21 protein-coding genes and 1 pseudogene are annotated in these 23,209 nt (G+C 70.0%); 9 read left to right on the top strand and 13 right to left on the bottom strand.

The features are described 5' to 3' along the window. The first annotated feature begins 26 nt into the window (after positions 1–26). Entirely contained in the window at positions 27–1,532 is a 1,506-nt protein-coding gene (locus B3G12_RS08630) for an amino acid permease (RefSeq protein ID WP_144941256.1), read from the top strand. A 157-nt stretch (positions 1,533–1,689) separates the two neighbouring features. On the opposite strand, the gene ald is transcribed toward B3G12_RS08630, so the two are convergent. The 11 genes and pseudogenes from ald to B3G12_RS08575 all read right to left on the bottom strand — a co-directional run bounded on the left by ald (position 1,690) and on the right by B3G12_RS08575 (position 14,089). Beyond that, positions 1,690–2,778 (bottom strand): alanine dehydrogenase, encoded by a 1,089-nt coding sequence (ald, locus tag B3G12_RS08625; protein WP_290499907.1) that lies wholly within the window; start codon positions 2,776–2,778, stop codon positions 1,690–1,692. A gap of 189 nt (positions 2,779–2,967) precedes the next feature. Then, a complete protein-coding gene (locus B3G12_RS08620) occupies positions 2,968–3,390 on the bottom strand; it encodes a DUF3151 domain-containing protein (protein WP_186366772.1) in 423 nt (140 codons plus the stop codon). Between the two features lie 90 nt (positions 3,391–3,480). Continuing rightward, positions 3,481–5,115, bottom strand: coding sequence for an AbgT family transporter (locus B3G12_RS08615; protein WP_290499906.1), 1,635 nt, complete (start codon positions 5,113–5,115; stop codon positions 3,481–3,483). Between the two features lie 97 nt (positions 5,116–5,212). Next, on the bottom strand, positions 5,213–6,607 hold the full coding sequence (locus B3G12_RS08610; RefSeq protein WP_290499905.1) for a M20 family metallopeptidase: 1,395 nt from the start codon (positions 6,605–6,607) through the stop codon (positions 5,213–5,215). Between the two features lie 82 nt (positions 6,608–6,689). Beyond that, a complete protein-coding gene (gene fbaA / locus B3G12_RS08605) occupies positions 6,690–7,712 on the bottom strand; it encodes a class II fructose-bisphosphate aldolase (protein WP_144941264.1) in 1,023 nt (340 codons plus the stop codon). Positions 7,713–7,932: 220 nt separating this feature from the next. Beyond that, positions 7,933–8,934, bottom strand: a pseudogene (locus B3G12_RS08600) (lipase family protein). A 457-nt stretch (positions 8,935–9,391) separates the two neighbouring features. Next, positions 9,392–10,075, bottom strand: a complete 684-nt coding sequence (locus B3G12_RS08595) for a TrmH family RNA methyltransferase (protein WP_144941268.1) — start codon at positions 10,073–10,075, stop codon at positions 9,392–9,394. Next, complete coding sequence (gene pyrE / locus B3G12_RS08590) at positions 10,056–10,637, bottom strand: orotate phosphoribosyltransferase (RefSeq protein WP_144941270.1); 582 nt, start codon at positions 10,635–10,637, stop codon at positions 10,056–10,058. The genes B3G12_RS08595 and pyrE overlap by 20 nt, the downstream gene beginning before the upstream one ends. A 29-nt stretch (positions 10,638–10,666) precedes the next feature. Then, positions 10,667–11,290, bottom strand: a complete 624-nt coding sequence (locus B3G12_RS08585) for a thymidine kinase (protein WP_035960877.1) — start codon at positions 11,288–11,290, stop codon at positions 10,667–10,669. Between the two features lie 6 nt (positions 11,291–11,296). Next, the gene (locus tag B3G12_RS08580; protein ID WP_144941272.1) at positions 11,297–12,667 is read right to left on the bottom strand and encodes an agmatine deiminase family protein; all 1,371 of its coding nucleotides are present in this window, start codon (positions 12,665–12,667) and stop codon (positions 11,297–11,299) included. 189 nt (positions 12,668–12,856) lie between these two features. After that, on the bottom strand, positions 12,857–14,089 hold the full coding sequence (locus tag B3G12_RS08575) for a multidrug effflux MFS transporter (protein ID WP_290499904.1): 1,233 nt from the start codon (positions 14,087–14,089) through the stop codon (positions 12,857–12,859). 96 nt (positions 14,090–14,185) lie between these two features. On the opposite strand from B3G12_RS08575, the gene B3G12_RS08570 reads away from it, so the two are divergent. From B3G12_RS08570 to B3G12_RS08560, 3 genes are all read left to right on the top strand, one after another. Further along, complete coding sequence (locus B3G12_RS08570; protein ID WP_144941276.1) at positions 14,186–14,779, top strand: TetR/AcrR family transcriptional regulator; 594 nt, start codon at positions 14,186–14,188, stop codon at positions 14,777–14,779. Positions 14,780–14,872: 93 nt separating this feature from the next. Next, positions 14,873–15,895: a DMT family transporter gene (locus B3G12_RS08565; protein ID WP_290499903.1), complete on the top strand. Its 1,023-nt coding sequence runs from the start codon at positions 14,873–14,875 to the stop codon at positions 15,893–15,895. Positions 15,896–16,040: 145 nt separating this feature from the next. Further along, positions 16,041–16,961: an NADP-dependent oxidoreductase gene (locus tag B3G12_RS08560; RefSeq protein WP_186367259.1), complete on the top strand. Its 921-nt coding sequence runs from the start codon at positions 16,041–16,043 to the stop codon at positions 16,959–16,961. 206 nt (positions 16,962–17,167) lie between these two features. On the opposite strand, the gene B3G12_RS08555 is transcribed toward B3G12_RS08560, so the two are convergent. After that, positions 17,168–17,926 carry an SDR family NAD(P)-dependent oxidoreductase gene (locus B3G12_RS08555; protein ID WP_144941282.1) on the bottom strand — a complete coding sequence of 253 codons (759 nt, stop codon included), beginning with the start codon at positions 17,924–17,926 and terminating at the stop codon, positions 17,168–17,170. Positions 17,927–18,204: 278 nt separating this feature from the next. On the opposite strand from B3G12_RS08555, the gene B3G12_RS08550 reads away from it, so the two are divergent. Beyond that, positions 18,205–20,160, top strand: coding sequence for an AMP-binding protein (locus B3G12_RS08550; protein ID WP_290499902.1), 1,956 nt, complete (start codon positions 18,205–18,207; stop codon positions 20,158–20,160). Positions 20,161–20,165: 5 nt separating this feature from the next. After that, complete coding sequence (locus B3G12_RS08545) at positions 20,166–20,717, top strand: GNAT family N-acetyltransferase (protein WP_244944899.1); 552 nt, start codon at positions 20,166–20,168, stop codon at positions 20,715–20,717. 36 nt (positions 20,718–20,753) lie between these two features. Here the strand turns inward: B3G12_RS08545 and B3G12_RS08540 are convergent, their stop codons facing one another. Further along, positions 20,754–21,248, bottom strand: a complete 495-nt coding sequence (locus B3G12_RS08540; protein ID WP_144941288.1) for a GNAT family N-acetyltransferase — start codon at positions 21,246–21,248, stop codon at positions 20,754–20,756. Positions 21,249–21,358: 110 nt separating this feature from the next. Here B3G12_RS08540 and B3G12_RS08535 point away from each other — a divergent pair, with 110 nt between their 5' ends. From B3G12_RS08535 to B3G12_RS08525, 3 genes are read left to right on the top strand one after another with little or no spacing between them, the layout of a single operon-like run. Then, positions 21,359–21,820 carry a hypothetical protein gene (locus B3G12_RS08535; RefSeq protein ID WP_144941290.1) on the top strand — a complete coding sequence of 154 codons (462 nt, stop codon included), beginning with the start codon at positions 21,359–21,361 and terminating at the stop codon, positions 21,818–21,820. Between the two features lie 50 nt (positions 21,821–21,870). Then, entirely contained in the window at positions 21,871–22,410 is a 540-nt protein-coding gene (locus tag B3G12_RS08530) for a VOC family protein (RefSeq protein WP_144941292.1), read from the top strand. Further along, entirely contained in the window at positions 22,400–23,191 is a 792-nt protein-coding gene (locus tag B3G12_RS08525) for a MerR family transcriptional regulator (protein WP_290499901.1), read from the top strand. Before B3G12_RS08530 ends, B3G12_RS08525 begins: the two co-directional genes overlap by 11 nt. Positions 23,192–23,209: the final 18 nt, after the last annotated feature.

Here is a 23,209-nt window from a genome sequence, read left to right as displayed (position 1 = left end):
CCGCGGGCCCGGTAACCTCTTCTCCCATGACCTCCCCGTGCTCACCCCAGGATCCCTCGCCCGCGCCGCGCAGCTCGTCGAGCGTGATCCACGGCGGGAACCGCGAGCACTCCCCGCAGGCGCCGTCGCAGCCGGCGCAGAGCAGCTACCTCAAGCCCCGCCACCTGGTGATGATGGCGCTGGGTTCGGCGATCGGCACGGGGCTGTTCGTGGGCACGGGTGCGGCCGTCAAGACGGCCGGGCCCGCGGTGCTGATCTCCTACCTGGTGGCCTGCACGCTGCTGGTGCTCGTGATGCGGGCGCTGGGCGAGATGGCCGCGGCAGACCCGTCCTCCGGGGCGTTCTCCACGTATGCCGGAAAGGCCATGGGACCGACCATGGGCCGTGCCCTCGGGTGGCTGTGGTGGGCGCAGATCGTGGTGGTGGTGGCCGCTGAGGCCACCGCCGCGGCCCAGCTGGTCACGGAGATGTGGCCGGGGCTGCCCCAGTGGGTGTGGGCGCTGGTCTTCATGGTGGCGTTCACCGTCATCAACCTGGTGCGCGTGGGTACGCTGGGCGAGACGGAGTTCTGGTTCGCCCTGCTCAAGGTGGCCGCCGTGGTGGGTTTCCTGGTGGTGGGCGTGCTCATGCTGCTGAACGTGCTTCCCGCCCCGAGCCCGGGACTGTCGAACCTCACGGAGCACGGCGGGTTCATGCCCAACGGGCTCACGGGCGTGGCCGCCGCGCTGCTCGTGGTGGTCTTCGCCTTCGGCGGCACCGAGCTCGTGACCATTGCCGCCGCCGAGACCGAGGATCCGCAGACCAACGTGGCCCGCGCCATCCGCACCATCCTGGTGCGCATCCTCATCTTCTACGTGGGCTCCGTGACGGTCATGGTCCTGGTGCTGCCGTGGAACAACGAGGGCCTGTCCTCCAGCCCGTTCGTCGCGGTCCTCACCGAGGCCGGCATCCCCGGCGCGGACGTCCTGATGACCGTGGTGATCATCCTGGCGCTGCTCTCCGCCCTGAACGCCAACATCTACGGCAGCTCGCGCATGCTCTTCTCGCTGGCCCGCCGCGGCTCCGCGCCCCGCTCGCTGGGCCGCACCAGCGAGCGCGGCGTGCCCCGCGCCGCCGTGGTGGCCTCCGTGGTCTTCGGATTCATCGCCGTGGCCCTGAACTACGTGTGGCCGGCGACGGTGCTGAACGTGATGCTCAACGTCATCGGCTCCACGTGCCTGGTGGTGTGGGGCGTGGCACTCGTCTCCCAGATCATCCTGCGCCGCCGTGCGGAACGCGCCGGGGTGTCCTCCCCGCTGAAGATGTGGGCGTTCCCGTGGTTGTCCTACTTCGCGCTGGCGCTGCTCGCGGCCATCGTGGTGCTCGGGCTGCTGGACCCCTCGGTGCGCCTGCAGTTCATCGCCACGTTCGTGCTGGTCTGCCTGATCGCGCTGGCCTGCAAGCTCCTCATCCGGGGCGACGACGGCGAGCGCCGTCGTTCCGGCGCCTCGCGTGACGGTGCCGCGCACGACGACGCCGCTCCCCTGGTCTGAGCCCCGGCGCGGCTTGTCCGCCACGCGCCTGAACCGCTCCGCACGGGCGGGACGCGAGGAAGCCCCCGGTCCGCGGACCGGGGACTTCCTCGCGTCGTCACTGCGGTCGTGCGGTCATTCCGTTATGCCGTGCACCGCCCACCTCGTGCTCGTGCCGTCACAGCGCCGCGGGCAGGTCTGGGAAGGCCGCCGCGACACCCGGTGAGCACAGCTGCCCCGCACGGGTCGAGAGCCCGGCGGCCAGGGCGGCGTCGATGGCAAGGGCGGCGTCGACTCCACCGGCGAGCCCCATCACGTACGGCGTGGTCGCGTGGGTCAGCGCCTGCGTTGCGGTCACCGGCACCGCACCCGGGAGGTTGGCCACGCAGTAGTGGCGGATGCCGTCCACCGAATACACGGGGTCGTGGTAGGTGGTGGGGCGCGTGGTCTCGAAGCAACCGCCCTGGTCCACGGCCACGTCCACCAGCAGCGCGTGGGGCTTGAGCAGTGCCAGGTGCTCGCGCCGCACGAGCTTGGGAGCCGCGGCCCCGGGGATGAGGACGGAGCCGACCACCACGTCCGCGCGGGGAAGTTCCTCTTCGATCCGGTGGGTGTCACTCATCAGCACGCGTGCGGTCGGGAAGAGCGTGTCCAGCTGCCGGAGCCTGTCCCCGTTCGCCTCCAGGATCGTGACGTCCGCCCCGGCACCGACCGCGGCCCGTGCGGCGTGCTCACCCACGGTTCCGCCGCCGACCACCAGCACGGTGGACGGCACCACGCCGGGGACACGGCCCAGCAGGATCCCGGGGCCACCGGCGTGGAACTGAAGGTGGTGGGCGGCGTTCGCGATCGCCAGGCGCCCCGCGATCTCGGACATCGGACGCAGCAGGGGAAGCACCCGGCCCACGCGCACGGTCTCGTACGCGATGCCGGTGACGCCGCTTTCCAGCATGGCCTCCGTCAGCCCCCGGCTCGCGGCCAGGTGCAGATACGTGAAGAGCGTGAGGCCCGGGCGGAGGAAGCGGTACTCGGTGCCCACGGGCTCCTTGACCTTCACGATCAGCTCGGCCTGCGCCCAGGTCTCCTCCTGGGAGGTGACGTGCGCACCGGCGGCGCGGTAGTCGTCGTCGGCAAATCCCGCTCCCAGGCCCGCGGCCTCCTCCACGAAGACCTCGTGGTGCCGGGCGACCAGCGCGGTGACCATGGTGGGCGTGAGGCCCACGCGGGCCTCCTCGGGCTTGATCTCGCGGGGTACGGAGATTCTCATGGCGGCATGCTCCTCTCGTGGGGCGCGCCGCCCGGAGGGGATGCGCTCAGGCTCGGCGGTGAGCCCCGGCTGTGCCCTCATTGTGCCCGTCCTCGCCGCCCCCGGGACAGGGGAACGGGCAATGTGACCGGGGACCCGCCCCCTGGAGGGACGGGTCCTCGGAGCCGCGCGTTCCCGCGGGCGCTGACCTCAGTGAGCCTCGATCTGCGTGGCGGCCTGCGGATCGGAGTCGTCCAGGAACTTCTCGATCCGCGCGGCCTCGTCCATCTCGCCGATCTGCGCGGCGGCACGGCCGAGCGCGGCCAGGGCGCGCAGGAACCCGCGGTTCGCCTCGTGGGAGTACGGCACGGGGCCGTGACCCTTCCAGCCGTGGCCGCGCAGTGCGTCCAGGCCGCGGTGGTAGCCCACGCGCGCGTACGCGTAGCCCTCCAGGGTGCGGCCGTCCGCGAGCGCGTCCTCCGCGAGGATGGCCCACGGCAGCTGCTCCTTGGGGAACGCGGCGGCGAGGTCCTCGGCCTCGTCGCCCGCGTCGAAGCGGGCCACGAGCTCCGAGTTCTCCTCCAAGTAGGTGGGAGCCGGTTCGTCCAGCAGGTTCTTGCCGAGCAGTGCCACGGTGGTTCCTTTCCACGGTCGTGCGGGGTCCGCTGTCACTGTACGCACGCACGACGACGCCGCTCCAGGCCGTTCGCCACCAGGGTTGCCTCAGTCCCCGATCATGATTCCCACGCCCGGGCCCAGTGGCAGGTCCAGCACGTAGAACAGCGTGAGGATGAGCACCCACACCACCCAGAAGGGCACCACGAAGGGGATCATGCGGGCCATCACCGTGCCGAGCCCGGCCGAGGGCTCGTACTTCCTGAGCATGGTCAGCAGCACCACCATGTAGGGGTTCAGCGGCGTCATGACCTGGGTGGCGGAGTCCCCCACCCGGAACGCGGCCTGGATGAACGCGGGCTCGAAGCCGAGGATCCCGAACATGGGCACGAACACGGCGGCCATGAGCGTCCACATGGAGGAGCCGGAGATGATGAACAGGTTCAGCAGCGAGCACAGGACAATGAACCCGATGATCACCGGGAAGCCGCTCACCCCGGCGTTCTGCAGGCCCTCGGCGCCCGTCACGGCGATCCACGAGCCGATCCCGGACCAGTTGAACAGGGCGATGAACTGCCCCAGCACGAAGGCGAGCACCAGGAACGAGATCATGTCCCGCAGGGCGGCACCCATCATCACGGGCACGTCCCGGAACCCGCGCACGGTTCCCGCCACGCGGCCGTAGACGTAGCCGCTCACGGAGAAGAACGCGAAGATGATGAACACGATGGACGCCAGCAGCGGTGACTTGGGAAGGAAGTGCCCAGCCTCGTTGCGCCACGGCGAGTCCGGCAGCAGGGCGAAGACCACCATGGCCACGCCGATCAGCACGAACACACTGCACGCCCATGCCAGGGCCTTCTTCTCCCTCGGGGACAGCGCCGCCTCCACGTCCGGCTCTCGGGACTCGGCCACGGTCTGCTCGTCCCCCACGATCCGGATGGCACGGGTGTCCGTCATGAGCTGGGCGGTCTCCGGGTTGACCTCGTCCCGGGAGACACCCGCCCGCTCCACGCGCGGCTCCACGATTCTGTCGATGACCCACCCAGCCACCAGGGACAGCACAAGCGCGGCCACGATGTTGAACCAGTAGTTGGACAGCGGGTTCACCTCAGTGGCGCTCTCCGCGAGCGCCGGCACGGTGGGGATCACCGCGTTGGTGATGCCCGCGAACAGGGCGTCGAGCGAGGTCGGGAAGATGTTCGTGGAGTACCCGGCGCCCGCGGCCGCGAAGCCGCCCAGCAGCCCCGCCACGGGGTGGCGGCCCGCCGCCTTGAAGGCGAGCGCCGCGAGCGGCGGGATCACCACGAACGCCGAGTCCGCCATGATCGAGCCCACCACGCCCACGAACCCCACGGTGTAGGGCAGCAGCCACCGCGGGGCGCTGCCGATCGTGAATCGGATGGCCGCGGCCAGGAACCCGGACTTCTCCGCGATGCCGATGGCCAGCAGGATCGTGGCCACCGTGACGAGCGGCGGGAAGCCGATGTAGTTCTCACCCAGGGTGGTGGTGAACCATGCGATCCCGTCCCCCGTGAACAGGCCCTGGATGGCCACGGGTTCGTCCTTGCCCGGAACCTGCACCACCACTCCGGCCCACGCCATGGCCGTGGAGACCGCCGCGGTGATCAGGAACAGGATGGTGAACAGCGCAAAGGGCTCGGGCAGCCTGTTGCCCACCCGTTCGATTCCGGAGAGAAGACGATCCCCCCGGCTGGGCCTGGTGGTGGCGGTGGCGTTCATGGGTGCTCCGTGGTGGTCGGTGGTGTGGAAGGTGTGGTCCGGGGCGGCGTCGTCGAGCCGGTGCCGGAGAAACGGTGGAACGCCCCGTCCCGGGCGCTCAGTCGAAGTAGTCGGGTACGGAGATCCCGCCACCGCTCGCCCGGAAGTCCTCCGCGACGTCGGCGGCCAGCTCGTCGTCCGTCAGGTAGTCGAGGGCCACAGCGGCCAGTCCGTACGCGCCGTCGAGACCGGCGCGCTCCGCGCGCGGGGAGCCCGCCGCCTCCGCGAACTCGCGGGAGTGCAGCCCCGTGTCCTCCGTGGCGATGCCGATGAGCGGGTGGATCCCGGGGACGCGGTAGCTGACGTTGCCGAAGTCCGTGGAAGCGGCCAGCACCTCGGACAGTGTGCCCGCGGGGTAGGGGTCCCGCCCGCGCCGCTGCTGCGCGAGGACCCAGCGGTCGGACAGCGGGCCGTTGCTGAGCACGGGCAGCGTGGCCGGGGAGGTGTCCCACGCGACGCTCACGCCCACCCCGGCCATGAGCGCTGCGCCCTCCATGACCTCGCCCACCCGCTGGGACAGGGCGCTGAGCGTCTCGGGGCGCTGGGACCGCACGTAGAGCCGCAGGGTGGCGGACTCGGTGATGATGTTCGGCCGCTCGCCGCCCTCGGGCAGCACCGCGTGGATGCGGTCCGTGGGCGGGGTCTGCTGACGCAGCAGCCCGAGGCCCTGGTAGGCGAGCACGGCGCCGTCGAGCGCGTTGCGGCCCATGAAGGGGTGCGACGACGCGTGGGAGGCCCGGCCGTGGAAGGTCACCTCGCACTGGCGCCGTCCGAGCCACACCTGGTCCGTCAGGTCGGTCATGTATGGGTGGACCATGGCGGCGGCGTCAACGCCCTCGAGCGCACCGTTGCGGGCCATGATCTCCTTGCCGCCCTCCCCCTCCTCGGCGGGGGTGCCCAGGTAGACCACGCGTCCGGAGAACGCGCCGGGCTCCTCCCGCAGCAGTTCGGCGAGCGCGACGAACGCCCCGAGGCCCGTCACCGCGATCACGTTGTGCCCGCAGCCGTGGCCGATCCCCGGCAGGGCGTCGTACTCGGACATCACGGCGATGGTGCGGTGGGATCGAGGGTCGAAGTCCTCGGAGGAGACCTCCGCGTGAACGGCGGTGTCCAGCCCGTGGGCAGGGCACTGCGCGGCGATGTCGTGCGCCGCCAGGTACTCCACGATCCACTCGGCGGCGCGGTGCTCCTGGAACGCCGTCTCCGGGTTCTCGTGGAGCAGGTGCAGGATCCGGGTCAGCCCCTCGGCCTGGGCGTCCACGAGGGACTCGAGCCGGGACTGCAGATCCTCCGTCGCACCGTCGTGCTCCCGCAGGTGGTGACTGAGCTCGCCCTTGCGCCGCTCGGTGTCCCGCCGCAGCTGGTGCAGGTACGCGGTGGACGGCTCCGGGACCGCGGCGACGCGCTCGGCGGTTCGGTCGGGACTCTCGGACTGTTCGGTGCTGGCTCCCATGTCCTGGAGGGTAACAAGTGTCGTGGGACATAGCGGCGCCCCGCACGTTCGCGTGCGGGGCGCCGGAGCAGTGCGGGTGGTGCTACTTGATGGACGTGCCCGCGGAACCGAGGTTCTGGCAGGCCTCCACTACGCGGGCGGCCATGCCAGCCTCCGCCTCGGCGCCCCACACGCGGGGGTCGTACTTCTTCTTGTCGCCGACCTCGCCGTCAACCTTCAGGACGCCGTCGTAGTTGCGCAGCATGAAGTCGGCCACGGGGCGGGTGAACGCGTACTGGGTGTCCGTGTCCACGTTCATCTTGATCACGCCGTAGGACACCGCGTCCGCGATCTCCTGGGCGGTGGAGCCGGAGCCGCCGTGGAACACGAGGTCGAACGGGCGGTCCTTGCCGATGTTCTTGCCCACCTCGTCCTGGATCTCCTTGAGGAGCTCCGGGCGCAGGCGCACGTTGCCGGGCTTGTAGACGCCGTGGACGTTGCCGAAGGTCAGGGCGGTGATGTAGCGGCCCTTCTCACCGGTGCCGAGCGCCTCGATGGTCTTCATGCCGTCCGCCACGGTGGTGTAGAGGGAGTCGTTGATCTCGCCGACCACGCCGTCCTCCTCACCGCCCACGGCGCCGATCTCCACCTCCAGGATGATGTGCGCCTTGTTGGTGCGCTCCAGCAGCTCCTGGGCGATCTTGAGGTTCTCGTCCAGGGGGATCGCGGATCCGTCCCACATGTGCGACTGGAAGATGGGGTCCTCGCCGCGGGCCACGGCCTTCTCGGACTCGGCGAGCAACGGCAGCACGAAGCCCTCGAGCTTGTCCTTCGGGCAGTGGTCCGTGTGCAGGGCGATGTTGACGTCGTAGTTCTTCGCCACTTCGCGCGCGAACGCGGCCATGGCCAGCGAACCGGTGACCATGTTCTTCACGGACGCACCGGACCAGTACGCGGCGCCGCCGGTGGAGGCCTGGATGATGCCGTCCGAGCCCGCCTCGGCGAAGCCGCGGATCGCGGCGTTCAGGGTCTGCGAGGAGGTCACGTTGATGGCCGGGTAGGCAAAGCCCTTCTCCTTGGCACGGTCGATCATCTCGGAGTAAACGTCAGGGGTTGCGATGGGCATGGTGTGCTCCTTCTTCTGGGTTCCCGATGCACGGTTGGACCGTGGCCTGAGGCCTCTTCCCAGTCTAGGCGACCGGGGGCGGGCACCTGTGATCCGCGCTATCGTTCCCACCCACCACAAGCCCCACCTTGCGGGGCGGCGCGGACGACGCCGAGGGGTCACCACCGCACCCCGGCACCGCAGGATGCGGTGCCGGGGTGCGGTGGCTCATCTCGTGACATCACAACCGCCAGCACGAGCTGGTCTGCGGGATGCCCTTGAACCGTGCGTCCAGGTAGACGAGCATCGAGGGAATGCCTTCCAGGGAGGCCCCCACATGGGTGGGCGTGGCGAGCGTCTGCATGGAGACGTTCACGCCGGAGGCGCACCATTTCTGGGCGAGCCGTCGGCCCGACTGGTAGGGCACGACGTCGTCCGCCACGGTGTGGGCGATGCGCACCGGGACACGAGGGTGGCGGCCCGCGGCACCGATGGTCTGCTCGTCCAGGTACGCCTTCAGAGCGGGGTTCCCGAGCAGCTGGGAGAAGGAGCGCCCGTCAGCCGTGAGCTTCTCGGACGGCACCAGGGCGTCGGAGAGGACGGTGCCCACCAGGCAGCTGTCCTGGGCCTTGTCATAGCGCCTCTGCCCCTCCGCATTGAGTCTGTCCCGAACCGCCACCCCGGAGTCCTCGGCCGCCCCCATCACGTAGAAGGACAGGCCGGAGAAGAGAGAGGAGTCGATGTGCTGACCCGTGAGTGTGAGGTCCGCGGGCGGCGCACCCACTTAGGCACTCTTGAGCTGCACCTCCGGGGCGTACTCAGGGGCGCTCTCCGCGGCTGCAGCCGTGGCACCGCCGCCCTGCGAGTATCCCACGGCGGCCACGGGGGTCTTAGCGTCCACTCCCTCCATGCCGAGCTGCTGCGCACCGCGCACGGCATCGAGCACGGCATGAGCCTGGTCCACGCGGTTCATGTAGGTGTGGGCGCCGTCAGTGCCCAGACCGATGTAGTCCGGGGCCACCACGTTGTAGCCGGCATTGATCAGGCCGGCCAGGCTGAGGCCTTCGTAGTTTGTGCCCATGGCCATCTGACGGGACGGCGCGCACGAGTCGCCCATACCCTGGGTGCCCGAGGACAGCACCACGAGCGGCCGTGGACCGGGCTTGCGCCACGCAGCCTTGGACTGCAGCACGGTGCCCGTGGTGGCCACGGCCTGGTTCTTGCTGTTGGTGCTCCTGTACATGATGCGCGTGGCGGACGCATTGGGCTTGATGAGCTTGACGGGGTCCAGGTAGAACGTGGACGGCTCCGAACGCACCACGCCCCCGTTGGCGGCAGGCAGCTGCGCCGGGGTGCTGTAGAAGTCCGTGTCCGTGGAGCTGCGGAGCTTCTTCAGCGCATCCTCGCGGGCAAGATCATCGCGGGTCAGACCCTGCTCCTGGAGCTTCTGGTCCTGCTCGCTGCGCGGCAGCTCGGAAAAACCGTCATCTGGTGCGGAGCCTGCTGCGCTCTGCGCATGCGCGGGCTGCAGTCCAGCAAGCAGCAGCCCAACGCCCAGGGCGAGGGCACCCGCAGAACGCCGCAAGGACGATGGCCGTGTGGTCGAGGCAGCCATGAGCATGCGAACCTTTCATCATGTGATTTAACTCACATGACCATACGGTAACTTCTGCCTCCTGGCTATGGTCGGCCGGCCTTTTTCACGCTCCCGCCCCCTTCCTGACGTCGGACGAGGGCGCAGGACGCTGCTCGAACACGTGGCGGCGGATCCATGCATGCATGGTCACGGCGGCGGCCGCTCCGGCGTTGATGGAGCGGGTGGAGCCGAACTGCTCGATGGCCAGCACCGCGTCCGCCTGGTTGACGAGCTCCTCGGAGACGCCCGGGCCCTCCTGGCCGAAGACCAGGACGCAACGCTCTGGCAGGTCGAACATCTCGATCAGCTGCGAGCCGGGAACGTTGTCGATCGCCAGCACCGCAAGCCCCTCCTGGCGCGCCCAGTTCATGAACTCCGCGACGCTCGCGTGGTGGCGCACGTGCTGGTATCGGTCGGTGACCATGGCCCCGCGGCGGTTCCAGCGGCGTCGCCCGATGATGTGGACCTCACGCGCGAGGAACGCGTTGGCGGTGCGCACTACGGAACCGATGTTGAAGCCGTGCTCCCAGTTCTCCACGGCCACATGGAAGGCGTGGCGGCGGGCGTCCAGGTCCTCGATGATCGCGTCCATGCGCCAGTAGCGGTACTGGTCCGCCACGTTGCGGCGGTCGCCCGCGCGCAGCAGCTCCGGGTCCCAGTGCTCCCCGTCGGGCCACTCGCCCTGCCAGGGGCCCACGCCGACCTCTCGATCAGCGGGCAGTTCAGAGTCAGTCAAGCCCCAGCTCATCCTTGGAGTAGGCGTACAGGCACGGGACGCCCGCGGTCTCCTCGATGCGCTCCTTGGCGCCGGTGCGGCGGTCCACGATCACGGCAACGGCCACGACGTTCGCGCCCGCCTTCTGCAGCGCCTCCACGGCGGTCAGGGCGGAACCGCCGGTGGTGGAGGTGTCCTCGACGACCACCACGTTGCGGCCCACCACGCTGGGGCCCTCCACCTGACGCCCCATGCCGTAGGACTTCTGAGCCTTGCGCACCACAAAGGTGTCGACGGCGCGGCCCTGGTCCCCGGCCGTGCGCATGATCGCGTTGCCCACCGGGTCCGCGCCCATGGTGAGCCCACCGGCGGCGTCGAACACGATCCCGGCCTCGTCCAGCAGACCGAGCATGACCTGACCCACGTACCGGGAGGCCTCGTGGTGCAGGGTCACGCGGCGCAGGTCCACGTAGTAGTCCGCTTCGATGCCGCTGGCCAGCGTGACCTTGCCCCGCACCACGGCGAGGTCCTTGATCAGTTCGCGCAGGCGCTCACGGGCGGTGGCCAGGTCCACGGGAGAGAAGTCGGTGCTCATACGGGCAGTTTACGTGCCGGGCTGTCCTCTCAGCCCAGCCTGCCGCCGGATTCCCGCAGGTAGCACGCCGCGCACAGGGACTCGTAGGTGACGGCCACGCCGTCGATGGCCACCTGGTCCCCCTCGAACACGAAGTCGTCGCCCACCTTCCGCGTGTTGAACAGGGCCTTGCGTCCGCAGCGGCAGATGGTCTTGAGCTCCTCCAGGGTGTGGGCGAGCTCCATGAGCCGCTCGGAGCCGGGGAAGGAACGGGTGCGGAAGTCGGTGCGGATGCCGTAGGCCATCACGGGCACGTCCAGCAGCACGGCGATCCGTAGCAAGTCGTCCACCTGCCCGGTCTCCAGGAACTGCGCCTCGTCCACCAGCAGGCACGCCACGGGCTGGGCGTCCACGTGCTCGAGCAGGGCCTCCGGGTCATCGCCGGTGGAGTGGCGCTTGAACAGGCCCATGGCGCTCTCGCCGGGCTGGATCAGGAAGTCCACCGTGCGGGTGACACCCAGCCGGGAGAGGATCTGGTCCTCGCCCTTGGTGTCCACGTGGGGCTTGGCGAGCAGCACACGCTGCCCGCGCTCCTCGTAGTTGTAGGCGGCCTGGAGCAGCGCCGTGGATTTCCCGGAGTTCATCGCGCCGTAGCGGAAGTAGAGCTTGGCCACGGTCGGTCAGTCTATCGACGCGCACAGCCACGCGGCCGACGGGCGGGGCCAGCGCTGCACCCGGCCGTCCTCGGAGGTGGCCTCCACCGCGTACTCAAGTTCCCGGGAGTCCGGCCCCTGCGGCAGGTGGGCCGTGTACTCGCCGTCCAGCGCGGTCTCCCGCATGGGCGTGCGGGTGGTCTCCGCACCGTCCGCCCGGCGACTCAGCAGGGTCACCGCTTTCACCCGGGTGCCGCCGCAGCCCTCCGCGCGCACGCGCACCAGGGAGGGGTTCTCGGGGCCGGGGCGTCGCACGGACACGTGCATCATCCTGGGGTCGAACACCCCGCGCACGCGGCAGTGCAGCACGTCCCCGTCCCGCCAGCCGGTGGGGCCCGTGTTGCGGGGGTTGCGCACCGCGTGGGGCTCCTTGTCGAAGGAGAACGTGTACCCGCGGACCTCGTAGCCCGGCATGGCCGCGCGCCACTGCTCCAGGGCCGTCTCGTCCTCCGGGATGCCGTAGCGCGGCACGTAGACCACCTTGTTGAGCACCACCGAGTTCACGTACGGCGCCAGCCCGCCGTGGGGGCTGATTCCGGTGTCCATGCGCAGGATCTCGAAGCGCCGCCCCCAGCGGGTGAGCAGCGGCTCCAGGTGCTCGGTCACGATCGCGTCGTAGCGTTCCCGCAGCGGGTGGTCCGCGGGCGGGCGCAGCACCAGCAGCCGCTCCTCGTCCAGGACCTTGAGCAGGCAGTCCGCGTGCTGGATGCCCCAGTTCTCGTAGTCGGGCAGCACCACGTGCTCACTCATGCCCGTGGCTGCGGAGGCGTCCTGGCGCGCCTCGTCCCACGTGGCGCCGTCGAACGCGTTCTCGGCCACGAGCACCTCGGTGCTGATGAGCAGGTCGTGGCCGTCCGAGAGCACGTTGCCCCCGGTGAAGGCGTGCGGGAGCTTCTCGAACGGCAGCCCCAGCGCCCGTGCGAGCGCGGGCTGGGCCCGCTGGTCCACGGGCTCGTACTCGAGCGCGGCGAGCGGTTCACGGTCCGCGGTCTCGAGGGGCGCGCCCGGTTCATGGGCCGTGAACGGGGTGGCGTAGACGTACCGCGGGCCCACGCACCACAGCTGACCGTGCTCGTCCATCACGGGGTGCGGGCCCCAGTCGCGCACCCACACGGCGTCGTCGCCCTGGGGCGCGCGCACGAACGTGACCCGGTCCGGGGAGACGCCCTGGGACGCGAACCACGCGGCGGCGTCGGTCTCCGAGGCGGCGTCCGTGACGAGGACCCACAGGTGCGCGTCCAGCGCGAGGTCCCGCAGCAGGGCACCCGGAAGCGCCGCGGGCCAGGTGACGAAGGCCCCGAGCGCGGGCTCCCACTCGGCGACAAGTCGTTTCTTCACGGGAGAACGCCTTTCCAAGCCGGCAGAGGTTGGGAGGTCACGGCCCCTGCCCCGGCCGTATGCTGCACACAGTTCACACTAGCCGTCGCCGGCAGGGGCGGCCTGGATGCCCCGGCGCTCCCGGGGACGCATGCGGCCGCGCGGCGCGGGCACGGCACGGCCCGGCGGGCCTCCACGCGGCCCGGGCCCTCAAACCTGACGGACCGGAACGGACCACCGTGACGCCAGGAGCGCGAGCCCCAGGGATACCACGGCCACCCCGAGCATCGTGGCCGCCCACGCCCACGGGGCGAGCGTGGCGGGAAAGGCGATCAGCGCCGTCGTCAGCGCGCCGGAGAGGAACTGGGTGGCGCCGAGCAGCGCGGAGGCCGCCCCCACGTTGCTGGTGGCCGAGGACATGCACAGGGACATGAACGCGGGCTCGCACGCGCCCAGGCCCAGCAGCCCGAAGCCCACGCTCAGGGCCAGCAGGAACAGGGATTCGGTGCACAGCGCGGTCGCGGTGGCCATGACGCCGCCCGCCACCATGATGAGCATCCCCAGCACGCCCAGCTGGCCCGTGGTCAGCCGGTGCGCCAGGCGGTGGCCGATCACCGCGCCGCCCACCGAGGCGAAGCCCGTGACCCCGAAGATCATCCCGAAGTCCGCCTGACACACCCCGTAGTGGCCCTGGTAGACGTAGGACGCCCCGCCCAGGTAGCAGAAGAGGTACACGAACGTGCCCGCGAGCGCCCCCAGGGGCACGAGCATCCAGCGGGAGCGCTGGTGCCCGGCGTAGGCGCGCAGCACGGGCGCGAAGGCCAGCGGGACCCGCCGCTGGGCCGGCAGTGACTCGGGTAGCCACCGGAACACGATACCGAGGGACACGGCCCCGATCAGCGCGAGCACCAGGAACACCGGGCGCCACCCGAAGAGCTCGCCCACCCAGCCGCCGACGGCCGGGGAGATCATGGGGATCACCGAGGTCACGGTGACGAGCACGGCGAAGGCGCGGGTGGCGGCGTCGCCGGAGACGCGGTCCCGCACGGCGCTGTTGATCACCACGAACGCCATGGCGGCCCCCGCGCCCTGGAGCATGCGGGCCACCACGAGCACGGCCATGGAGGGCGCCGCGGCCGCGAGCAGGCAGGCCGCGATGAAGATGCTCAGGCCCAGCAGCAGCGGGCGGCGCCGTCCGAAAGCATCCGTCACGGGCCCCGCAACCAGCTGCCCCGCGCCGAGCATGATGAGGTAGCCCGTGAGGGTGAGCTGCACCGTCCAGGACGGGGCGGCGAAGTCCGCGCCGATCTCGGGCAGGGACGCGAGGTACATGTCGATCGCGAAGGGACCCACGCCCAGCACGGCGGCCAGGGAGAGCAGGAAGGAACGGGGCGGGGCCGCGGGGGCTGGAATCACCTCGGGGGTGTCAAGGGTTGCTGTCATGGCTGAGCTTGCCTTCTTGCTGTCTCTGCCCGCACGGCGGGTGGCACTCGACGAGGATATAGCATAGTTGTACGCCCGTACTAGTTTTGAGGAGTGGTGATCATCGCAGGCACACAGGCCCGCGCCGTGGAGCGCCGGGCGGACATCCTCGCCGCCGCGTGTGAGCTGCTCGCGCACGGGGGCACGGCCGCCGTGACCCACCGCCAGGTGGCCGAGAGGGCGGGGGTCCCCAACGGCTCCATCCGCTACTACTTCGCCACCCGGGACGCCCTGCTCACGGCGTGCGTGGAGGACATCGAGTCCCGCCGGGACGCCGAGGCCCGGCGGGTGCTGGCCGAGGCGGCCGCGGACGCCGCCCGCCCGGACCCGGAGGTCACCGCGCAGCGCATGCTGCGGGTCATCACCGGCCGGGGGCTGGAGGACGCGGAGCTGCGCGGCACCCTGTGCTGGCTCGTGGACACCACCCGGGAGAACGCGCAGCTGGCCACCGTGCTCGCGGAGGAGCGCGTGCGGCTCGAGGGGCAGGCGCGCGAGCTGCTGCGGGTCAGCGGGTGCACCAGCATTCCCGCAGAGCTGGTGATCTCCCTGGGGGAGGGCGTCATGTTCAAGCTGCACGTGGAGAACCGCACGGGGATCGCCCGGGAGACCGTGGCGGCCATGGCGGAGCTGCTGAAGTACCGGCGGGACTGAGCCGTCCCGGACGCCGCCCGGCGGGCGTGGCGCGGCGACAAATCCGCGCTCCGATTCGCCCGCGCGTCCCCGCGTGCGCTCCAATGGACGGTGATGTCCACTCTCAGCGTGTCCCTGATCCTCCTGGCCGCCGTGGTGCACGCGGTCTGGAACATCCTCGCCAAGGGCATCCGCGGCAACGGGACCCTGTTCGTGTGGTGGTACGGGCTCGTCTCCTCGGTGGTGCTGATCCCCGTGAGCCTGCTGGAACCCGGGGCGTGGCAGTCCTGGGGGTGGCCCCTCGTGGGCGCCGCCGTGGTCTCCGGGCTGCTGCACACCGTCTACGGCACCGCCCTGCAGACCGGCTACGACCGCGCACCTCTGGGCGTGGTCTACGCGGTGGCCCGCGGCACCGGACCCATGATCACCATGATCGTGGCGGTCCTGTTCCTGGGTGAACAGCTCTCCCTCACGGCCGCCGCTGGGGCGATCGCCGTGCTCGTGGGCGTGGCCGTGGTCGCCACGTTCGGCACGCCCACTTCCACCCGGGACGACGACGCCGCCCCGCCGAGTTCGTCCGACGCGTCGGATCCCGGCGCGGTCATCGCGCGCGACGCCGCCCCGCTGGACTCCTCCGCGTCCGGAACGTCAACCCCGGAAGGGGCGGACGGGCACTCACCGGGGGGCGACTCCGCTGCCACACCCACCCGCGGGTCCGCCCTGACCGGCGTGCTGTGGGGTGCCGCGGTGGGCGCGTGCATCGCCGGGTACACCCTGTGGGACGACCACTCCATGGCCACCCTGGACCTGCCGCCCGTGCTGTACTTCGCGCTGACCTCGGTGGTCCTGGTGCTCACCGTGACGCCCAAGGCGTGGCGGCAGCGCCAGGACATGGTGCGCTCGTGGGCCGTGGACCGGAACCGGATCGTCGCGGTGGGCCTGCTGTCCCCGCTCGCGTACATCCTGGTGCTCTTCGCCATGCAGTCCACCCCGGTGGCGCTCGTGGCTCCCCTGCGGGAGTCGAGCATCGTGGTGGGCTCGCTGCTCGCGTGGTGGATCTACAAGGAGAACCGCCTGGTGCCGCGGCTCATCGGCTGCACCGCCGTGCTCACGGGCATTGCGCTGATCTCCGCCTGAGGCTGCTCCCCCACTCGCCCGGGCACCCCCGGGGAGACTGGAAGACCACGGCCACCGGGCGGCGTCGTCCGGCAGCACGCACGAGAAACTTGCCGCGGCATGGAATAAGGCCCCGCCCGGGGCCGTTGAGACAGGCATGACCACAATGAAGGCGCAGACATATCAGCAGTACGGCGACACCTCCGTACTGGAGCTCACCGACCAGCCCATGCCCAAGGTGGGCCCCGGCGAGGTCCTGGTGAAGGTGAAGGCCGCGGGCATCAACCCGGTGGACTGGAAGGTCATGTCCGGCGGGCTGGATCCCATAATGACCGTCCAGTTCCCGGCGGCCCCCGGCTGGGACGTCGCGGGCGTCGTCGTGGGCAAGGGCTTCGACACCCCCAGCGTCTCCGAGGGCGATGAGGTGATCGCCTACGCCCGCAAGGACTGGATCCACGGCGGTACGTTTGCCCAGTACGTCTCGGTCCCCGTGCGCGCACTCGCCCCCAAACCGAAGAGTCTTTCCTGGGAACAGGCCGGAGGGCTGCCGCTCGCCGGACTCACCGCGTACCAGGTGCTCACCCGACTGGGTCTCGCGGAGGGCAAGACCGTGCTGATCCATGCGGCCTCCGGTGGTGTGGGGAGCATGGGCGTGCAGATCGCCAAGGCGTTCGGCGCGCGGGTGATCGGCACCGCATCGACCAAGAACCACGACTACGTGCGTGAGCTCGGCGCGGAGCCCGTGGAGTACGGGGACGGTCTCGTGGAGCGCGTCAAGGAGCTTGCCCCGAACGGTGTGGACATCGTCGTGGACTTCGTGGGCGGCGTGGTGGAGGACTCCGTCGCCGTGCTCGCGGACGGCGGCCAGCACGCCTCCATCGCGGACCCCGGGGTGGAGGAGCACGGCGGGAGCTACATGTGGGTCTCTCCGGACGCAGAGCAGCTCACCGAGCTCGCTCGCCTGGCCGACGACGGCAAGCTCACCGTCCGCGTGGACCGCACCTTCCCGCTCTCACAGCTGCCGGACGCATTCACCGCCAGCCAGGAGGGCCACGCCGTGGGCAAGATCGTGCTCACGGTCGACTGATCCGCGGAACGCCCCGGGGGCGTCTCGACCTCAGCGGGGCGACTCCCGGGGCCTTTCGCGCAGGCCGGGGCCACGGAGCTCTGACCACATCACGACGATGCCTCGTCACGGGTGGACCGTGACGAGGCATCGTCATGTGCGGGGCCGTGCGGTGTCGTCGCCCGTGGCTGCGTGGCCGGGACGGGACAGGCGCGCGGCAGCGAGGATCAGCGCGGCGCCATGCGCAGGGCGCCGTCCATGCGGATGGTCTCCCCGTTGAGGTAGTCGTGCTCCACGATCATCCCCGCGAGCTGGGCGTACTCGTCCGGGCGGGCCAGGCGGTGCGGGAAGGGGACGGACTCCGCCAGGGCGCTGCGAAAATCCTCGCTCACCCGACCGAGCATGGGGGTGTCCACGATCCCGGGGGCGATCGTCATCACGCGCACCCCGCGGGAGGACAGGTCACGCGCCGCGGCGATCGTCATCGAATGCACACCGCCCTTGGACGCGGCGTACGCGGCCTGGCCGATCTGTCCCTCGAAGGCAGCCACGGAGGCGGTGTTGATGATGACGCCGCGTTGACCGGCCTCGTCCACGGGGTCCTGCGCGGTCATGACCTCCGCGGCGAGCGCGAGGACCGTGAACGTGCCCACCAGGTTGATCCGCACCACGCGCTCGAACAACGCGAGGTCGTGTACGCCGTTCTTGCCCACCACGCGCGCGGAGGTCCCGATGCCCGCGCAGTTGACCACGGTGCGCAACGGCGCCACGTCCGCGGCGGTGGCCACGGCGGCCCGCGCCTGCTCCTTGTCGGTGACGTCCGCGGACACGTACTGCACGCCATCGACCGGCGCGGCGGCGTGCACGACCTGCGGCAGATCCAGGCCGATCACGCGCGCCCCACGCGCCACGAGTTCCGCGGCCGTGGCCGCCCCCAGCCCGGAGGCCGCACCCGTGACGACCGCCGTCGAGTCCCTGATGTCCATGTCCGCTCCGTTCCCCGCCTCGTGGGCGGTCCAGCACGCTGTTGATAACGCCGTTCGTCGCTTTCTCCGCCCGATCGTACGGCTCCGGTGCGCGCAGGTCGACGGGCCCCATGAGCCGGCAAGCCCCGGTCAGCGCGCGACCAGCGACGACGCCCCGGTGCGGTGCAGTAAATTTGAGGAACCAGCCACCCCCGGTTCGAGGCGCGAGCACCACAGGCGCGCCGGGCCGCCCTCCCGTGGACGGGCCGGGGATCCGCACACGTCGCAGCGAGGATCCCATGAGCGAGACCACCGCCTCAGAACACTCCGTCACGCAGCGGTTCCGTGCCGCACGGGACCAGCTGCTGCGCCTACGCACCGACCTGGACGCCGCACACCGCGAGTTCGAGTGGCCCCGGTTCGAGTATTTCAACTTCGCCCTGGACTGGTTCGACGTCCTGGGCAACGGCGAGGAAGCGGACCGCGAGGCCCTCGTGATCGTGGAGGAGGACGGCACCGAGACCCGCCGCACGTACGCGCAGCTGTCCCGGCGCTCGTCGCAGCTGGCCACGTGGTTGCGCTCGCGGGGCGTGCGCCGCGGTGACCGGGTCATCCTCATGCTCGGCAACCAGGTGGAGTTGTGGGAAACCATGCTTGCGTGCACCAAACTGGGCGCACCCATGATCCCCACGACCGTGATGCTCGGGCCCGCCGATCTGCAGGACCGCGTGGAGCGCGGCCGGGCGGCCTGGGTGGTCACGTCCCACACGAACGCCCTGAAGTTCGAGGACGTCCCCGGGGACTTCACGATCATCGAGGTTCCCGATCAGCCCGATCACCGTCCCCGTTCCGCACCGTCGGTCTTCGCATCCTCCGCTGGGCACGACGACGCCGCGTCGTCGCCCGCTGCTGCCGACGACGACGCTGCGGGAGCGCCGGAAGCCGGGACTGCGGCGTCGTCGGGCGAGGGTGAAGAACCGAGCCCGCGGAAGATCGGGGAGCACCCCGTGATCGACTACCGGGACTCCTCCGCGGGTCCCGAGGAGTTCGAGGTGGCCGAGCCCTCGCCCGCGGATGACCCGCTGCTGTTGTACTTCACCTCCGGGACCACGTCCCTGCCGAAACTCGTGGAGCACACCAACGTCACGTACCCCGTGGGGCATTTGTCCACGATGTACTGGATCGGGCTGGAACCCGGGGACGTGCACCTGAACGTGGCGTCGCCGGGGTGGGGCAAGCACGCGTGGTCCAACTTCTACGCACCGTTCATCGCGGGTGCCACCGTGTTCCTCTACAACTACTCGCGCTTCGACGCCGTGGCACTCATGGACCAGATGGACCGCGAGGGCGTGACGTCCTTCTGCGCACCGCCCACCGTGTGGCGCATGCTCATCCAGTCGGACCTGACCCATCTGAAGAACCCGCCGCGCAAGACGGTGTCCGCGGGTGAACCACTGAATCCGGAGATCATCGCGCGGGTCAAGGCCGCGTGGGGCACCGAGATCCGTGACGGGTACGGTCAGACCGAGTCCTCACTGCAGATCGCCAACACCCCCGGGATCCCCGTGAAGCCCGGGGCCATGGGCCGTGCGCTACCTGGGTACGAGACCGTGCTGATCGACACCACGACCGGTGAGGTGAGCGAGGCCGAGGGCGAACTGTGCTTGCGTCTGGACCCGCGTCCCGTGAGCCTGACACCCGGCTACCACGGGGACGCCGCGAAGACCGATGAGGCGTTCCGGGAAGGCGTCTACCACACCGGGGACGTGGTCTCGCGGGACGAGAACGGGGTCTTCACCTACGTGGGCCGCGCGGACGACGTCTTCAAAGCTTCCGACTACCGGCTCTCTCCCTTCGAACTGGAATCCGTGGTGATCGAACACCCCGCGGTCGTGGAGGTGGCAGTGGTGCCTTCGCCGGATCCCATCCGCCTGGCCGTTCCCAAGGCGTACGTGGTGCTCGCCGCGGGTCACGAGCCCACCGCCGAGACCGCGGAGAGCATCCTGCATCACTGCCGCGTGAACCTCGCGCCGTACAAGCGAATCCGGCGCCTCGAGTTCTTCGACCTGCCCAAGACCATCTCCGGCAAGATCCGCCGGGTGGAGCTGCGCCGCCGGGAGGCGTTGCTGCACCCGGACACGCTGGGGGACGCCGGTGCGGCGTCGGGTGGAGCGGACGAGTCGTCAGGCGGGGCCGGTTCCGGCGACTCCGTGGAGTATGCGGACACGGACTTCCCGTCGCTGCGGGGTGAGTGAGCCTGGTGGCTGACATCAGCTCGGTGTGGCACCGGGAGCTGACAACTGAGCAGACCGACCAGCTGGGGCAGCTCTTCGATGCGGAGTACGGAACCGACGAGGGGCCGTGGAACCCTGACGCACCCTACGGCTACGCCCCCGCCGAGCTGCACGTCATGGAAGTGGAGGGCGGGAGGGTCGTGGGTCACGTGGGCACCCAGCGGCGGATGATTTTCGTGGGTGACCGCGAAGTGCTGGTTGCGGGAACAGGCGGAGTGCTGGTCTCCCCCTCGCATCGGGGCCAAGGCTGTGGTGCGCGGCTGCTCGCTGCCGCGCAGCACACCGCCCGATCCATTGCACCAGCCGATTACGGATACCTCGGTTGTCGAGAAGAGGTAGTCCCGTTCTACGAGTCGTGCGGGTACAAGCGCATTGAGGTCACCGAGCGATTCCGTTCCCGCAACGGTTCCAGCCAAACGGTCGAAGAAACAGGCGCCCCGGTGATGGTGTGCACTGGAACGCGCGATGTGGACACCTGGCCCCCGGGCAGTGTCGACCTTCGAGGTCGCTGCTGGTGACTTCCTGCAGTGCTCCTGCGGAGCGACCGGTCCGTATCACCCCGCCTTCCACACCATGACCCCGTCATGCTCTCGTTCGGGGACCGCTGAGAACCCTTCGGACTCATAGAGGTCTCTCGCGCGGTTGCCGTCCTCCACGGAGAGGCTGACGCGGTCGTGCCCGCGCGCGGCGCTCTCCACGAGAAGCATTCGAAGCAGACGACGCCCCTGCCCGGCACCCCGGCATTCGGGAGCCACCCACAGACTGGCTTCCGGAACGTCAGCGGCAACGAACCCGTACCCGGGGTTGTCCACGCCCAGGAACTGCGCCCAGGCCACGCCGACGACGCCCGAAGGGTCCACCATGATGAAGCCGAAGTCTCCGCGCTCAGGTTCGAACACCGTGTAGTGGGCGACTGCGGGATCGGCAAGAACCTCCTCGCGCGAGAAGCGTTCTCCGCGCCAGTTCACGTTGCCCAGGGTGGCCGCACGGAGAGCCTCGACGTCCCGACTCGACAGAGGTCGGACCGACGAGAGGTATTGATGGTTCATGGGACACTCCTTCAGGGATCGTGAGGCCCCATCGGTGAGGCACTTCTCAACGAGCCCAAGACTCGACCGTTCCGCCCCGCCCCCCCCACTCGTAGTACGGAGAATCATCCATGGGAAAGACCCACAACTTCTACCACCGGGCGTGCGATGTCGCCGCCGGGGAGAACATCGTGGGGATCACCGTGGCGGAGGACGGACGGGTGGCACTGGAGTACGGCGAGTTCCCGGAGAACCTGCGGTGCAACTGGGCGGGGTTCCTCTACGACCTGTCGCTGACTCCTGCAGTGCTCGACGACCTGCACCCGGGCCTTCGGGTCGTCTCGGCGCACCTGCAGGAGGGGTACGGGCACGTCGTGGTCTCGGACGGCACCGCGCGGCGTGAGTACCGCTGCGAGATCGTGGCCGTGGACCGCGGGCCCGTGTCGCTCGAGATCCTCCCCTTCGATCCGGCCGTCGAACCGCAACGTGGCAGCGCCTACTGGGACGGTCTGACCCCCACGGGCTTCATGGAGGAGCTGCGAGGAATTTTCCCCGACGATGAGCCAGACGGTGGCCTTCTCAGTTCCGTGTAGATCGCTCCCCGCTTGACCCTCACGCGACGTGAGGAAGAACAGTCTCCGTTATGAGCACTCCCTTCGACGCATTCGACCTCAGCCCCGTTCCCACGCCCGCCTGGGACGCCACCCCGCCCGAGGACTACCACGGCATCTACGGCATGCCGGCGTTCACCACCGTTTGCACCGCTGATCTGCCCGCCTCCGTGAGATTCTGGACCAACGCGCTGGGCTTCTTCACGCTTTTCGAGATCCCCGGACAACTGGTTCATCTGCGGAGGTGGGCGTTCCAGGACGTGCTCCTGGTTCCCGGCGCCCGTGCGGGCGAAGCCGCCTCTCCCGCCGTCGTGAACTTCTCGTGCGTGTTGCACCAGATCGAGCCGCTCGTAACGGCATGCAGACGGTTCGATGACGTCGCCGTGACCGGTCCGCGGGACACGCCCTGGAACAGTCGCGAGGTGGAGGTCGTGACCCCCGAACGGGTTCGGGTGGTCTTCACTGCGGCGAAGCCATATGACCCCACAACCCAGGAAGCGGCGAACCTCCGGGCCGTGGGAATCACCGCCCCGGGCTCCGAGGCAGACCACAATGAGCCGCATGACGGATGACCAGCTGACAGTGGGCCAGGCTGCGCAGCGCCTCGGCGTGACCGTCCGGACGCTGCACCACTGGGACGCGGAGGGTCTTGCCCAGCCCTCCGCGCGGTCCGCCTCAGGGTACCGGCTCTACACGCAGGCGGACCTCGACAGGTTGGAGCGGGTGGTGCTCTACCGCGAGCTCGGCCTGGGGCTCAACGCCATATGCGGCCTGCTCGACGATCCCGACATGGACGCCGTGGCCACCCTGCACGAGCAGAGCGCCCAGACAGAGGAACATATCCACCGGTTGCAGCAGCTGCAGGGCAGCCTGCGGAACATGATCGAGGCGCACGAACGCGGGCCGCTCGTGGGCCCTGAGCGTCAGGAAGAGGTGCTGGGCGAGGGGTGGAACCCCGACTGGCCCGCACAGGCCAGGGCTCGCTGGGGCCACACGGCGCAGTGGCGGCAGTACGCCGAACGGGCGGCCGTACGGGCGCCGGAGGGGTGGTCGGAACTCACCCGAGAAACGGAGGAGCTCGACGGCGACCTCGTTCGGGCCGTAGATGACGGCGCAGTCCCTGGAGACGCCCGGGCAAACGACCTCGTGGAACGGCACCGCAAGCTGTTCAGCCGGTACTTTCCCCTCACACGACAGATGCAGGTCTGCTTGGGGCGGGTATACGAGTCAGACCCGGCGTTCGCTGCCCACTACGATGCGCTGCACCCCGGCCTCGCGATGTGGCTTCGAGAGGCCATCGACGAGAGCGCACGGCTCCACGGAATTGACCCCGACACTGCCAGCTGGGAGTGAGCCCGCCCGCACCCTTGT

Origin of the sequence: Kocuria sp. UBA5001 (assembly GCF_002398425.1) — a bacterium.
GTDB lineage: Bacteria > Actinomycetota > Actinomycetes > Actinomycetales > Micrococcaceae > Kocuria > Kocuria salsicia.
The sequence above is the reverse complement of the archived record's forward strand: the minus strand, read 5'-3'. Positions and strand labels throughout refer to the sequence as shown.

What these genes read in the sequence shown, in the direction of transcription:
- B3G12_RS08630 (WP_144941256.1), top strand. Translation starts at nt 27, where the DNA reads ATGACCTCCCCGTGCTCACCCCAGGATCCCTCGCCCGCGCCGCGCAGC.
- ald (WP_290499907.1), bottom strand. Translation starts at nt 2,778, where the DNA reads ATGAGAATCTCCGTACCCCGCGAGATCAAGCCCGAGGAGGCCCGCGTG.
- B3G12_RS08615 (WP_290499906.1), bottom strand. Translation starts at nt 5,115, where the DNA reads ATGAACGCCACCGCCACCACCAGGCCCAGCCGGGGGGATCGTCTTCTC.
- B3G12_RS08610 (WP_290499905.1), bottom strand. Translation starts at nt 6,607, where the DNA reads ATGGGAGCCAGCACCGAACAGTCCGAGAGTCCCGACCGAACCGCCGAG.
- fbaA (WP_144941264.1), bottom strand. Translation starts at nt 7,712, where the DNA reads ATGCCCATCGCAACCCCTGACGTTTACTCCGAGATGATCGACCGTGCC.
- B3G12_RS08595 (WP_144941268.1), bottom strand. Translation starts at nt 10,075, where the DNA reads ATGAGCTGGGGCTTGACTGACTCTGAACTGCCCGCTGATCGAGAGGTC.
- pyrE (WP_144941270.1), bottom strand. Translation starts at nt 10,637, where the DNA reads ATGAGCACCGACTTCTCTCCCGTGGACCTGGCCACCGCCCGTGAGCGC.
- B3G12_RS08575 (WP_290499904.1), bottom strand. Translation starts at nt 14,089, where the DNA reads ATGACAGCAACCCTTGACACCCCCGAGGTGATTCCAGCCCCCGCGGCC.
- B3G12_RS08565 (WP_290499903.1), top strand. Translation starts at nt 14,873, where the DNA reads ATGTCCACTCTCAGCGTGTCCCTGATCCTCCTGGCCGCCGTGGTGCAC.
- B3G12_RS08560 (WP_186367259.1), top strand. Translation starts at nt 16,041, where the DNA reads ATGAAGGCGCAGACATATCAGCAGTACGGCGACACCTCCGTACTGGAG.
- B3G12_RS08555 (WP_144941282.1), bottom strand. Translation starts at nt 17,926, where the DNA reads ATGGACATCAGGGACTCGACGGCGGTCGTCACGGGTGCGGCCTCCGGG.
- B3G12_RS08550 (WP_290499902.1), top strand. Translation starts at nt 18,205, where the DNA reads ATGAGCGAGACCACCGCCTCAGAACACTCCGTCACGCAGCGGTTCCGT.
- B3G12_RS08540 (WP_144941288.1), bottom strand. Translation starts at nt 21,248, where the DNA reads ATGAACCATCAATACCTCTCGTCGGTCCGACCTCTGTCGAGTCGGGAC.
- B3G12_RS08535 (WP_144941290.1), top strand. Translation starts at nt 21,359, where the DNA reads ATGGGAAAGACCCACAACTTCTACCACCGGGCGTGCGATGTCGCCGCC.
- B3G12_RS08530 (WP_144941292.1), top strand. Translation starts at nt 21,871, where the DNA reads ATGAGCACTCCCTTCGACGCATTCGACCTCAGCCCCGTTCCCACGCCC.
- B3G12_RS08525 (WP_290499901.1), top strand. Translation starts at nt 22,400, where the DNA reads ATGACGGATGACCAGCTGACAGTGGGCCAGGCTGCGCAGCGCCTCGGC.